Origin of the sequence: Corynebacterium freiburgense (assembly GCF_030408815.1) — a bacterium.
Classification (GTDB): domain Bacteria; phylum Actinomycetota; class Actinomycetes; order Mycobacteriales; family Mycobacteriaceae; genus Corynebacterium; species Corynebacterium freiburgense.
In genome coordinates, this window is the sequence record NZ_CP047355.1 from 1305701 (window position 1) to 1318598 (window position 12898).

Sequence of the window (12898 nt, forward strand, 5' to 3'; positions counted from 1 at the left end):
GCGGAAACGATTGCCAAAACTTCGCACAACTTTTAAATGTCGAACTTTTTATTGAGCTTTTTCTGGGCTCGTGCTACCGCTTTATCTGCGCGCTTTTGATATGCAAGCGCTGATTTCTGCAGTTTCTTTGACTTCCGGCCAGCATACGCTTCGGCTTGGTGGGAAAGCTCATCGGCACGTGCTTGCGCTGTAGCTGCTGCTTTGACCAAGCGGCTACGAGCAGCCTTTGCGTTATCTTGGGCGCGGGCAAGCCAATCGTCTTTATTATCATCTACATATTCACGGGCTTGGCCAGCGTAATCGCTTACCGTTTCTGCGGCATCCTCAAGAAAAGAACGCGCATTGGAAGCAAATGCAGATGCAGTCTCTTGAGCGGAGTCCGCTAATTTTTCGGTTTCGCTACGAGTAGGCAAGGCTTGTTGAATCGCTTTATTTGCATCTTTTGCGGCGCGGGAGGCGCGCCACTTTAAACCAGGTTTACCGGCAGTATCTGCGGAGGCAATAAACAATCCGCCTAATAGTGCAACGCTTGTGGTAAAACCACTGCGGCGTGCTTTTTTCTCGTCGGGGTCTTGTGTTTCCCAGAATGCGTGGCGCGCCAGAATAGTTGGCACGGATACCAATGCGAGAACCCCTGCCGAGACCCGCGGGAATTTTCCTAGAGCCAATAACGTTCCTGCGGCTACTTTTGTAGCGCCAACTGAACGGGCAACAAGCTCAGGGTCGCGAGGAATCTGACGTGCATATTGATAAGGCAGAACAGTACGTGCGTGATTGATAACAGCCTGTGTGCCCTCGACATGTTCATCAGTATTGAGAAGTGTATCCACGCCGTCTGCGACATACACTGATGCCAACATAGGGCGGGCAAGCTTACGGATCATTACTGTAGAGCTCCTTAAAACATCATGGATAAGGTGTTTCCGAGTGTACGGAAAGTTCAGTGTTTCCGCTGTACGCCTTTTGCATTCAAACTCGTGTTTACCAACCTCGTTGGCGCCATTCTTTAAGATGAGGGCGCTCAGCTCCCAATGTAGTAGCGTTTCCATGGCCGGGGTGCACAATTGCATCGTCAGGATAGTCGGCGAAAATTCGCTCGATTACATCATCGAGTAATTGGTTGAAATCTTCCTTGTTCGTGGTTTTCCCAACACCACCAGGAAATAGCGAATCACCTACAAAAAGATGTGTTTGCCCATCAATATTCGTTATTATTGCTAACCCTCCCTCAGTATGTCCACGTAGAATTCGCACCGGGAACTTATGTCCCGCAAAGTCTATGGTTTCACCATCATGCATTTCGACGTCCACAGGGCACGGCAATGCTGGTGCGTCCAGGGCCGAAGCAATATGAGTAGCGCCGGTAGCTTGCAATACTTCTGCTAATGCTCGGACATGATCAGCATGCCGGTGTGTGGTCACTACATGAGTGATTTCCACCCCACGTGCTTCGGCCAGTGCAAGCAGCTGCGCAGCATCGTCCGCGGCGTCGATAAGTAACGCTTGTTTGCCGCACGTGAGAAGATAGCAATTATTGTCCATCTCAGACACTGAAACTTGATGAAGTGCTAGCGTATCCATGTTTCCCAGAGTAGCTAAACTCGCACCTCATTGATATGTTCAATGTGTTTTGGCCTAACGAGTGAAAGGGTGCCGCATCAATGGCAGATCGCCTTATCGTGCGAGGAGCACGGGAACATAATTTAAAAGGTGTGGACATTGATATTCCGCGCGACACTATGGTGGTGTTCACCGGACTATCCGGCTCCGGAAAATCATCGTTAGCATTCGATACGATTTTTGCCGAAGGTCAGCGCCGGTATGTCGAGTCCCTATCGTCCTATGCGCGACAATTTCTTGGCCAAATGGATAAACCTGATGTGGACTTTATTGAAGGTCTTTCACCAGCGGTATCCATCGACCAAAAATCCACCAACCGAAATCCGCGATCGACCGTAGGCACTATTACTGAAGTATATGATTACCTGCGTCTGCTCTATGCTCGTGCTGGCACAGCGCACTGCCCAGAATGCGATGCTGTAATTGAACGGCAAACCCCACAGCAAATCGTGGACCGCATTTTGGAAATGGAAGAAGGCTTAAAATTCCAAGTTCTGGCGCCAGTAGTGCGAACCCGAAAAGGTGAGTTTGTTGATCTATTTGCTAACCTTGCGGCCCAAGGTTATTCAAGGGTGCGTGTTGATGGGGAAGTGCACCAATTAACAAACCCACCGACGCTGGAAAAACAAATTAAACACGATATTGAAGTCGTGGTTGACCGTCTTCAAGTAAAACAATCACAACGCCAACGTCTGACCGATTCCATTGAAACAGCATTGCAACTAGCCGATGGTGTTGTGGAGTTAGATTTCGTTTCCCTTGAAGACGATCACCCAATGAAAACCCGGCGTTTTTCCGAAAAACTGGCTTGCCCAAATGGGCATGCATTAGGTGTTGATGAACTTGAGCCACGCTCGTTTTCTTTTAACTCACCCTACGGTGCTTGCCCATCCTGTGACGGGCTGGGAACCAAACTGGAAGTAGACCTTGATTTAGTAATTCCAGATCCCGATGTTCCTCTTATTGACGCAATTCAACCCTGGATGTCTGGAGCGGGGGAAGGTTACTATCAAAAACTCCTTGTTGGTTTCGCTGCCGTAATGGGCTTTGATGTAAATACTCCGTTTTCCGAACTCACCGCAGCGCAGCGGAAAGCAGTACTGCACGGGTCTCGCCACAAAGTAAATGTAAAGTACACGAACCGTTATGGCCGGACCCGCACCTGGAACTCTGCATTCGAGGGTGTGCTACCAAGCCTGACTCGAAGGCTAGAAAACACCGATTCCGATGCGCAAAAAGAACGTCTTTTAGGGTATATGCGTGAAGTCGCTTGCCCTACTTGCCAAGGTTCCCGACTCAAACCAGAAATCCTTGCAGTACGGTTGGCCTCCGAAACCCATGGTGAACAATCCATCGCTGGTTTGACTCGAATGTCAGTTGAAGATGCTTCAGCCTTTCTGGATTCCCTGAAACTCGGGCACCGGGAGGCAATGATTGCAGGTGCCGTTTTAAAGGAAGTACAAGCCCGTCTGAAATTCCTCCTTGATGTAGGTTTGAACTATCTTTCGCTTGACCGTGCAGCGGGCACCCTATCCGGTGGTGAAGCCCAACGAATCCGATTAGCCACCCAAATTGGTTCCGGCCTTGCGGGCGTGCTGTATGTATTAGATGAACCCTCGATTGGCCTCCATCAACGCGATAACCAACGCTTGATTGCAACACTGGAACATCTACGGGATATTGGTAATACCCTTATTGTGGTAGAACACGATGAAGACACTATTAAAGCCGCAGACTGGCTAGTGGATATCGGTCCTCGTGCTGGGGAATTTGGTGGGGAAGTGGTTTACCAAGGTAAGCCATCAGGCATTGCAAAATGCAAAAATTCCATTACGGGAGATTACCTCAGTGGCCGTAAAGTGCTCGGCGTTCCTGATTCTCGACGCCCCGCCAACCCCGAGCGGGAACTACGAGTCTTAGGCGCCCGCGAAAACAACCTCCGTGACATCGATGTAACAATTCCCCTCGGCGTATTGTGTTGCGTCACCGGAGTATCAGGATCAGGAAAATCCACCCTTATTAACCAAATTCTGGCAAAAATCCTGGCAAATAAACTCAATAAGGCACGGCAAGTTCCAGGTAAAGCAACCCGTGTAGAAGGCATTGAGCATCTAGATAAACTGGTGCAAGTAGACCAATCACCAATTGGCCGAACACCACGCTCGAATCCAGCGACATACACTGGCGTGTTCGATAAAATCCGAACTTTGTTTGCAGAGACAACTGAAGCAAAGGTACGTGGATATAAGCCAGGACGTTTTTCTTTTAATGTAAAAGGCGGGCGCTGTGAAGCATGCCACGGTGATGGCACTCTAAAGATCGAAATGAACTTTCTACCAGATGTGTATGTGCCATGTGAAGTATGCGGCGGAGCACGCTATAACCGAGAAACTTTGGAAGTGTTCTATAAAGGGAAAAATATTGCCCAAGTATTGGAGATGTCCATTAGCGAGGCGGCGGAATTTTTCGCTCCGATCAGTTCGATTCACCGATACTTAAATACCCTGGTCGAAGTAGGTTTAGGATATGTGCGGTTAGGACAATCAGCAACAACACTTTCTGGTGGAGAAGCTCAACGCGTCAAACTTGCATCCGAACTGCATAAACGATCCAATGGGCGCACCGTATATATCCTCGACGAACCTACAACCGGCTTGCATTTTGAGGACATCCGGAAACTTATGCTGGTAATCCAAGGCCTGGTAGATAAAGGAAATAGCGTCATTATTATCGAACATAACCTCGACGTTATTAAGGCCGCTGATTGGATTGTGGATATGGGGCCGGAAGGCGGTGCGGGTGGAGGCCTTGTAGTTGCCTCTGGAACCCCGGAAACCGTTGCCAACGTGAAGGAATCTTACACTGGGCAGTTCCTTAAAGAGTTGTTGTAAGGGTAGATTCCTTACTTTCATCAACTGCGGGTGGAACTGTTTCGGATTGCGTTGTTTTTTGCGAAGTTTGGCTATTGCGAATAAACGCAGTGGCCAAAAATGCGGCACCGAAAAATGCGAGTTCGATGATATATAGAATAATTGGCATTATCTCTACATCTAATATTATTAATTTTGAAAGTGCTGCGCCAAGATATAGTATTGCGAACTCTACTTGGGTTTTCCGCTGCAACTTTGGCCATGCCAAAAAGAAAGCAATTCCAATAACAAGCCAAATTGATGACGCAAGGATATGACTTACATACCAGCCTGCGTTCCCACCGGCATATTTCCCGATCATTGCAACACTAAGTGTGCAGTAATACATGAAAAACGCCAAAAGAACTTTAGTATGGTCGGACGAAATTATTGTTGACTTTAACCACAGGAAATACAGTATTAAAAGTGAAGCAAAGAAAAACCATGCAAAAATAAAATTATCAAAGGGTTGTAAAATTGTAGCTTGCTGAGTTAATGCATATGGAACGAAGGTAAATGATGCCAATGTGCTAGTAAACAACCAACAACCCCAAGGCGCGAGGTTGCGAGAGTTGCGCATTAACCAGGTGAGTACGAGTAAAAATGCGATATAGAATATCCAGAGATTTCTAGCGTTTGCCTCTGTCACATACAACACGAGCAGTGGGAAAGCAGCAAATGAAAGTGAAATAATTTTCGTTTCACTTCTCAATGGTGAAGGCGCAAAATAAGACAGTGCCAGCCAAAAAATGGAGAATACGAATGAAGAAATATATACCCAGTTTTGCTGAAATGGAAGCCATAGTATTACTTGGATGGCAATAACTAAAGTGGTCGAATAGCCGTGAAAAAGAGACCTTTTTGTAGTGGTGTCCCAAAGGCTAAAGATTGCAATGAAAATTGATGTGATAAAACCACATAATTCATAGAAGTACTCAAACGGCAAGTTGGTATCCAGATGCAGCAGAATCAACACGCCCGCAGCCCCAAAAACCTTTGCGTTATCAAAGTCAGGTTTCCTAAATGAACTCGCAAGCAATAATATTCCTACACACACTGGTGGGAAAGGAAAGTAGAGTTCGTGTGCTGCATAGTTCGAAAATGTAATACTAAATCCGCCGAATACAGCGGCGAGCATTAACAACGTTATGATTTGGTGCCAAAATCGCGCTAGTGCGAAGTGACTTGTAACTAATACGGCAAAGCAAATAGCACCCAGCCATAAGGGCCACCAAGAATAGATATACAGCAAGGAATACAGCACTAAGCTATAGATAGAGCCGGAAGTAGCCAGCAACCCACCGCTAATGATAATAGGAACTTGCCGCTTAGCCAATAGAACTGCGGAACTAAGAAATAGTGAGCCAAGAATCGTGGCGCCAATAATCCGAAGAAGTGGTGTAAAAACAATAAACTTGGATACCAAAGATACAAGGTATCCAACGCCAGCTATGGTAATTAAAATGCCGAAGATCGCGAGGATTCGGATAATAGTTTTTTCATTTGCCCACCATGGTGATTGTTGTTGTGATTCCGACGTTGTAGCAGGCATATGCGAATTAAAATTATTTTGATGTTGAGGGGACTGATTTTGCATTATCTAGCCTCTGTATCATTGTGATCGAACTGGGGCGATACTTGGACTTGGGGCGGGGTTGAAGGAACGAGCGGTAGACGAGAGTTGGTCATCTGTGAACGCTTGGTGGCAATAAACAAAAGGAAAACGCCAGAGATAATGCACGCTAAGATTCGAGGTAGCCCAGGAAGCGTGCCCATATCAAAGAGAACTAGCTTGGCAATCGCTGTAATGGCAAATGTGAGACCGATTGCCAAAGATGCGCGTGCCGGAATTCTAGTTTTCCCAAGCAGCAGCCATCCTGAGACCGTGATAAATGAGATTGAGATTAATGCGTGGCCGAGGTAATAGCCTAACCACATACCGGCCTCTACCTGGATTTTTGCGCCAATATATGTAGTGGTTGCTACAAATGCGAGAATTGAATAGTGGAGCCCCAAGATGCAAAGCAGAAATACGGCGATTGGTGGAAGTTTCACAATGCTACGCCATCTCCAAAGGCACACTGCAAGTAACACTGCAAGTAGGATTGCTGTGGTTTCTGAGTGGTGAGATGTAAGCCAAATCGGGCGCTTCAGAAATACGGAACTGTGCATTGGAGAAACCATATACAGTGACACCAATGACCACACTGCCCAGACTGACCAGTGCTGATATTGCTCCGTAATCCACAAAACTACGGCGGCGAAGACGATAAGAAAAATCCACGGAATCATAGCGCGTGGCGGGAGTGTATTTTCATTTGAATTAATGGAAATAACTACTACTGAGATAGGTAGTACAAGCAGCGCTATGAGTTGGGAAATACGCGTGTTTTGAGATTGGAAGATATATGAGCATGCAAGCCAAATTATTATGCATCCAAATACCATCCACAGTTCAAACGTGAAAGTATATTGAGTCCACCAATTCAGGATAAGAACGCCGATTGCTAGAAAACCAGAGTGTAGTAATAATTCGCCACGTAGATTCTTATTCACATGTACGCAAACAAGAAGCGCAACAAGAGTGGCCGCCCAAATACACGCCTGCAGAGTGGGGCTTACAGAATGTGAATCATATTGGGCATCGCCGACAACTGCGCCGAGCGATAAAGCCGTGTAGGCAATAAAGCCGAAGAATTGTCGCACCGTTTCACTCGGTATTTCTTTTGTCAATGTGAAAGCTAATGCGAGTAATCCGACAAGCGCGCCTGGGAAGAATTCAAAGCTCGTTGAATTGTATTGAAAACTAAGTGTCGCTGTAAAAAATACAAGAATGAGGATCGCAAAAGTGATATATGTGTCCCATGCTCTGGCGAGCAAAAAGAATCCAATAATTAAAACAAGTAATAATATTGCGCCAAGCCATTCTGGTAACCAGGAATAATAATATGTGGAGACTAGACTCACTATGGCGAAGATCGAAGCGGACACGACTAAACAACTGCTATATGCCGCTGGGTGAAGATTTCGCGTACGGAGCAACAGTGATGCTGAAAGAAAAATACAAGCAATTAACGTTGCCAATAAGACTCGAACTAATGGTGGAATATCTCTGAGGTCAATAACATTATCTAAGAGCAATGCGATGCTGTAGAAAACCAGTGATGCACCAATGGCGATACATGCTGCGATAAGCGGGCGCTCGTTTTCCCACCAGGGGATTCGAGGAATAGCTGGCCGTTGGGGTTGAGGAAGCGGATCATGTGTCGGCGTAGCAAGTTTACGGTGCTGAATCGTATCGTGCTGGCGAAAAGTAAGCGCAGGTATTGGGGTCGGCGGCGCGATGATCATTGGAATATAGGGCTCGCGGAGTGGTCGTGACACACCTGGAACGGCGGGGCCGATAACTGGTATCGGAATCACTGAGTTGCGTCCAGATAGGTTCTGAAAACTCGCCCAAGACTCAGGCTTCGGGATGTCCATGCTGCCCAAGTTTAAGGAAAAAGCTAAAAGAAAACATTGTGAAATGTTAAGTAGATCAATTTGATACCGATAAATGATGTGAGAGGTGCATTTGTGCAGTTCGGAGCCTAAAAAGATCTTCAAGATGCCCCTGAAATTTCTGTACTTGTTTTGGGGGCAGGGGGGTGGCCAACGGCGGCGGAATTGGAAACGGTTGTGTGATTGGGGTGTCGATAAGTGAAAGTGGTACGCCTTTAATAGGGATGTATAGGTCGGCAAAGAGAGCTTAATTTTGTTTTTATGTTCAGGGTGTGTTACTTTATCGGCACTACCGTCTTTACGTGCCTATAGGTTTTGTAAAGACCGCAAGTGGAGGTCCCTCCCACCAGAAGCCGCTGTAAGGCAGGATAATGGTACAAAAATATTGCCAAAATATTAATGGCAATACATGGAGATCTCCCGTTCGTCTTTGAGTATAAAGAGGACGGGTTTTTGCCGTGGAAGAACGGGATTGCCAGTTGCGGTGTGGTATTACACATTATCCATCCGCTGCGACTTAGGAGTACCCATCAGCGCTGAAGCTCGAATTAATGAGCGTATCCGTGTCCCCGAGGTTCGCCTCGTAGGACCGGGCGGTGAGCAAGTAGGTATCGTTCGAATTGAAGATGCCCGAAAGCTCGCGTATGACGCAGACCTCGACCTCGTAGAGGTCGCCCCAAATGCCAAGCCCCCGGTCTGCAAGATCATGGACTACGGAAAGTTCAAGTATGAGGCCGCGCAAAAAGCGCGTGAAGCTCGAAAGAACCAGCAACAGACTGTGGTCAAGGAGCAGAAACTTCGTCCAAAGATCGACGATCACGATTATGAGACGAAGAAGGGTAATGTGATCCGATTCTTGGAGAAAGGCTCCAAGGTCAAGGTCACGATTATGTTCCGTGGACGTGAGCAATCACGACCAGAACTCGGTTTCCGCCTTCTGGACCGACTCGCGCAAGACGTCGCTGAATACGGCGTTGTAGAGACGAAAGCCAAGCAAGACGGCCGCAATATGACTATGGTCATCGGCCCATTGCGTAAAGGCAAGAAGTAAATACCTGATAAGTTTCAAGTTTCAAGGACGTTCATCTCATGAAGCAGAAGACCCACAAGGGCACCGCAAAGCGCGTGAAGGTCACCGGCTCCGGCAAACTCCGTCGCGAGATGGCTAATCGCCGCCACCTCCTTGAGGGCAAGCCCTCGACCCGTACTCGTCGCCTTAAGGGCACCACTGACGTTGCAAAGTCCGACGTCAAGCGCGTCAAGCGTCTGCTTGGCAAAGCGTAAGATACGGCCCACGCCCGTAAATCCACCCAACCGTTAAAGATGTAATTAAGGAAGTACCACCGTGGCACGTGTCAAGCGGTCAGTCAACGCAAAGAAGAAGCGTCGCGTAATCCTCAAATCTGCCAAGGGTTACCGTGGTCAGCGTTCCCGCCTTTACCGCAAGGCAAAGGAACAATGGCTCCACTCCATGACATACTCTTACCGCGATCGTCGCGCCCGTAAGAGCGAATTCCGTAAACTGTGGATCCAACGTATCAATGCTGCAGCACGTATGAACGACATTACATACAACCGTCTTATCCAAGGCCTGCGCCTTGCTGGTATTGAAGTTGACCGTAAGATCCTCGCTGAGCTGGCAGTCAATGACTTCGCAGCATTCTCCGCTATTTGCGAGGCTGCCAAAGCAGCCCTCCCGGCCGATGTGAACGCACCAAAAGCTGCTTAATTCACTCTAGTTGCACGGCAATATTCAAAAGCTCCTGACACCAATCAAACATATTTCGAACCTGTTGAGAAATGTTTGTAGGTGCTAGGAGCTTTTGTGTATTCGCAGGCTGCGCAATCTCTTTCTATGGCGGGGTACAATGCTCAATGCATGGCATCCTGCAATGCAAGAATCGTAGGTACGATGGTAGGTGTCTTTGATTTCTAGGAGATGAGCCGCGAACTATGACAAATCCTTTTGAGCAAACTCGCTACGATAAGGACGGTTTGCCAATACCAAACCCATATCCGCAACCAGCAGCAAATCCTTTTACGCAGCCTGATACTGGATTCGCCGACCCAATGGCGGCAAATATGCCACAGACGCCTATGCCACAGTATGCGCCACAATTCGCCAATCTTCCTGCCTCGTACGGTTTTAATACGCCAATGGTGATGGCGGCTTCGCAAAAAAGCTGGATTGCGGCTGCATTGCTAGCGTTTTTGTTCGGCCCCTTTGGTATACATAATTTCTATTTGGGATACTCGCGTCGAGGCTTAGTCCAACTTGTAACATTTATAGCTGGGGTGTTTACGGCGCCATTTATTGTTGGCATTTTGCCAATGTTCGCGGTTGCACTTTGGACATTTATAGAGATGATCCTGATTATTGTGGGTGCCTCGCCATACGATAAGGATGGTTTTAATCGCCCGCTGCCGCGATAGTTGATGTAATTACAGCTGATGGGGTTATTGGCGGACTTAGCTGGTGTACGCATCAGAGCATTACAACAACATTAAGCGATGGTAAATTTTCTACTATTTGCTAGTGTCACTCAAGGCATGAAACTAACGTAAGCGTTAGCAGCACCTGAGCCATACATTGAAATGGAGAGGAAACATGCCAACGCTTCCGATTGCACAGTGCGTACCACTTGGTGAGCCTAACCCAGGAAATTCCTGGAGGAAGGCTGTTGCGCTATGCGTCTGCGCCGGGTACTTCGGGGCTCATAATTATTACCTGGGTTATCCTAGGCGGGCGTTGGTGCAGTTTATATTTTTTATCGTTGGACTTTTTACCCTGAGCTATGGGGTTGGTCTGATTTTTCTTACGGCATTAGCGTTGTGGCTCATCGCTGAATTTGTAATGATTTCTGCGAAAGTGACTCCGTATCAATACGATGCTCAGCCTGCGCCGCTAGCGTGTTCTTAATTAGTCTCCCTGCTAGCCTTAGCACTATGCACTTGGACTTTCAAAACCCTTATACGGAGCGCACACGGAGCGTAGTTAATGCGTCAAAGCTTCGTCGTGGTGCAGCACGGAAGAAAGCGCAACGTTTTCTTGCTGAAGGGGAAAATGCAGTAGATGCTGCAATTGCCACAGGTGCAGCCACTGATGTTTTTATTACAGAACAAGCGGCAGAGAAGTTTTATGACCTCGTGATTGCCGCTGGACATATGAACATTTACGTTCATCCAATTTCAGAATCAGCCGCGAATTCACTGGCGGATACTGTGACCTCACCAGGTATCTTTGCGGTATGCACACCGGTGCTATGGTCGCTTGACCAAGGGTTAGGCCGCAAGCCAAGGTTAGTGGGTGTACCAGTGGAAACAAGCGAACCGGGAAATGCGGGTACCCTGATTCGGGTAGCTGACGCTGTTGGTGCGGATGCGGTGGTGTTTGCTGGCCATACTGTGGATCCCCAAAGCCCAAAAGTTGTTCGAGCATCTGCGGGTTCGTTATTTCACGTCCCAGTAGTTCGAGAATCGAATATTGAAATGGTTCTTTCAAAACTCCGTACACGTGGATTAAATATTCTGGCTACCGCGGCTGATGGCGAAATCAACCTTGATCATGCCGATGAGTTGCTTACCCAACCAACCGCATGGTTGTTTGGTAATGAAGCTCATGGTTTGGGGGAGAGCCTACTTGCCAAAGCTGATTACCGTGTTCGAATTCCAATACGGGGAAGGGCGGAATCTTTAAATGTAGCCACTGCTGCATCGATATGTATGTATGAGTCAGCAAAGGCTCAGTACTCGCAAGAGGATGCGCGTCGGCTATGATAATGCGGTTAGAAAACTGTTCAAATAATGTGAAGGGTCGAAACATACGGTGTCGGAGATCCAATTAACCGAAGAGAGCCTTAATAGCGCGGCGGAAGCTGCGGAGCGAGCATTTGGTGCTGCAGAAAATTTAGAGGAATTGGCGGTAGCTCGCCGCGCCCACCTCGGTGATGATGCGCCGATTCCACAAGCGCGCCGTGCACTCGGGTCGCTGCCCAAAGACCAACGTAAAGATGCGGGACGCCTGGTAAATATGGCGCGCGGTCGAGTGGAGAAGCGTTTTGCTGAGGTAAAAGCATTTCTGGAAGAAAAGCGAAATGCTGAAGTTCTTGTTGCAGAACGTGTTGATGTTTCGCTGCCGACCACGAAAACTCAAGTTGGTGCTCTCCACCCGATTACCATTTTAAGCGAGCAAATCGCCGATATTTTTATCGGCATGGGCTGGGAAATTGCTGAGGGGCCAGAAGTTGAAGCAGAGTATTTTAACTTTGATTCCTTAAATTTCTTGCCAGATCATCCAGCTCGGACCCTTCAAGATACGTTCCATATTGCCCCATCTGGTTCTCGGCAGGTACTGCGCACCCATACATCACCGGTGCAGATGCGAACGATGCTTTCCCGCGATGTACCAATGTATATTGCTTGCCCGGGTCGCGTATTTAGAACTGATGAACTTGATGCGACACATACACCGGTATTCCACCAAATCGAAGGTTTGGCCGTGGATAAGGGCCTAACTATGGCGCATCTTCGCGGTACGCTTGACCATCTGGCAAAAACACTATTCGGCCCAGACACGCACACCAGAATGCGGGCGAATTATTTTCCTTTTACGGAGCCCTCGGCAGAAGTGGATGTTTGGTTCCCAAATAAAAAAGGTGGTGCAGGTTGGATTGAATGGGGTGGTTGCGGCATGGTGAATCCGAATGTTTTGCAAGCCGCAGGCATTGACCCGGAAGAATATACGGGCTTTGCTTTTGGCATGGGGCTAGAACGTACCTTGCAATTCCGTAATGGCCTATCCGATATGCGCGACATGGTCGAAGGCGACGTTCGTTTTACCTTGCCATTTGGTATTCATTCCTAGATCA

Annotated in this window: 12 protein-coding genes; 8 read left to right on the forward strand and 4 right to left on the reverse strand. The window is 47.8% G+C overall.

Translation table 11 applies throughout. The features are described 5' to 3' along the window. Window positions 1-32: 32 nt before the first annotated feature. The gene (locus tag CFREI_RS05910) at window positions 33-884 is read right to left on the reverse strand and encodes a DoxX family protein (RefSeq protein WP_027013497.1); all 852 of its coding nucleotides are present in this window, start codon (window positions 882-884) and stop codon (window positions 33-35) included. Between the two features lie 97 nt (window positions 885-981). Continuing rightward, window positions 982-1581 (reverse strand): MBL fold metallo-hydrolase, encoded by a 600-nt coding sequence (locus tag CFREI_RS05915; protein WP_035112498.1) that lies wholly within the window; start codon window positions 1579-1581, stop codon window positions 982-984. An 80-nt stretch (window positions 1582-1661) separates the two neighbouring features. Here CFREI_RS05915 and uvrA point away from each other — a divergent pair, with 80 nt between their 5' ends. Further along, window positions 1662-4511 carry an excinuclease ABC subunit UvrA gene (gene uvrA, locus CFREI_RS05920; protein WP_027013499.1) on the forward strand — a complete coding sequence of 950 codons (2850 nt, stop codon included), beginning with the start codon at window positions 1662-1664 and terminating at the stop codon, window positions 4509-4511. On the opposite strand, the gene CFREI_RS05925 is transcribed toward uvrA, so the two are convergent. Continuing rightward, window positions 4495-5955 carry a hypothetical protein gene (locus CFREI_RS05925; protein WP_156907813.1) on the reverse strand — a complete coding sequence of 487 codons (1461 nt, stop codon included), beginning with the start codon at window positions 5953-5955 and terminating at the stop codon, window positions 4495-4497. The two genes, uvrA and CFREI_RS05925, sit on opposite strands and share 17 nt — an antisense overlap. Window positions 5956-6125: 170 nt before the next feature. Then, entirely contained in the window at window positions 6126-8012 is a 1887-nt protein-coding gene (locus tag CFREI_RS05930) for a glycosyltransferase family protein (RefSeq protein ID WP_156907814.1), read from the reverse strand. A 490-nt stretch (window positions 8013-8502) separates the two neighbouring features. Between CFREI_RS05930 and infC the strand changes: the two genes are divergently transcribed. From infC to pheS, 7 genes are all read left to right on the forward strand, one after another. Further along, window positions 8503-9081: a translation initiation factor IF-3 gene (infC, locus tag CFREI_RS05935; protein WP_290246136.1), complete on the forward strand. Its 579-nt coding sequence runs from the start codon at window positions 8503-8505 to the stop codon at window positions 9079-9081. A 38-nt stretch (window positions 9082-9119) separates the two neighbouring features. Further along, a complete protein-coding gene (gene rpmI, locus CFREI_RS05940; RefSeq protein WP_084170846.1) occupies window positions 9120-9314 on the forward strand; it encodes a 50S ribosomal protein L35 in 195 nt (64 codons plus the stop codon). Between the two features lie 61 nt (window positions 9315-9375). Beyond that, window positions 9376-9759: a 50S ribosomal protein L20 gene (rplT, locus tag CFREI_RS05945; protein WP_027013504.1), complete on the forward strand. Its 384-nt coding sequence runs from the start codon at window positions 9376-9378 to the stop codon at window positions 9757-9759. A 224-nt stretch (window positions 9760-9983) separates the two neighbouring features. Beyond that, on the forward strand, window positions 9984-10463 hold the full coding sequence (locus tag CFREI_RS05950; RefSeq protein WP_051256115.1) for a TM2 domain-containing protein: 480 nt from the start codon (window positions 9984-9986) through the stop codon (window positions 10461-10463). Between the two features lie 175 nt (window positions 10464-10638). Continuing rightward, the gene (locus CFREI_RS05955; RefSeq protein WP_051256116.1) at window positions 10639-10950 is read left to right on the forward strand and encodes an NINE protein; all 312 of its coding nucleotides are present in this window, start codon (window positions 10639-10641) and stop codon (window positions 10948-10950) included. Between the two features lie 26 nt (window positions 10951-10976). After that, the gene (locus CFREI_RS05960; protein WP_027013505.1) at window positions 10977-11807 is read left to right on the forward strand and encodes a TrmH family RNA methyltransferase; all 831 of its coding nucleotides are present in this window, start codon (window positions 10977-10979) and stop codon (window positions 11805-11807) included. Window positions 11808-11856: 49 nt separating this feature from the next. After that, window positions 11857-12894 carry a phenylalanine--tRNA ligase subunit alpha gene (pheS, locus tag CFREI_RS05965; RefSeq protein ID WP_027013506.1) on the forward strand — a complete coding sequence of 346 codons (1038 nt, stop codon included), beginning with the start codon at window positions 11857-11859 and terminating at the stop codon, window positions 12892-12894. Window positions 12895-12898 lie beyond the last annotated feature (4 nt).

Coding starts and splice junctions, on each gene's coding strand:
- CFREI_RS05910 (WP_027013497.1), bottom strand. CDS start 884: ATGATCCGTAAGCTTGCCCGCCCTATGTTGGCATCAGTGTATGTCGCA.
- CFREI_RS05915 (WP_035112498.1), bottom strand. CDS start 1,581: ATGGATACGCTAGCACTTCATCAAGTTTCAGTGTCTGAGATGGACAAT.
- uvrA (WP_027013499.1), top strand. CDS start 1,662: ATGGCAGATCGCCTTATCGTGCGAGGAGCACGGGAACATAATTTAAAA.
- CFREI_RS05930 (WP_156907814.1), bottom strand. CDS start 8,012: ATGGACATCCCGAAGCCTGAGTCTTGGGCGAGTTTTCAGAACCTATCT.
- rpmI (WP_084170846.1), top strand. CDS start 9,120: ATGAAGCAGAAGACCCACAAGGGCACCGCAAAGCGCGTGAAGGTCACC.
- CFREI_RS05950 (WP_051256115.1), top strand. CDS start 9,984: ATGACAAATCCTTTTGAGCAAACTCGCTACGATAAGGACGGTTTGCCA.
- CFREI_RS05955 (WP_051256116.1), top strand. CDS start 10,639: ATGCCAACGCTTCCGATTGCACAGTGCGTACCACTTGGTGAGCCTAAC.
- CFREI_RS05960 (WP_027013505.1), top strand. CDS start 10,977: ATGCACTTGGACTTTCAAAACCCTTATACGGAGCGCACACGGAGCGTA.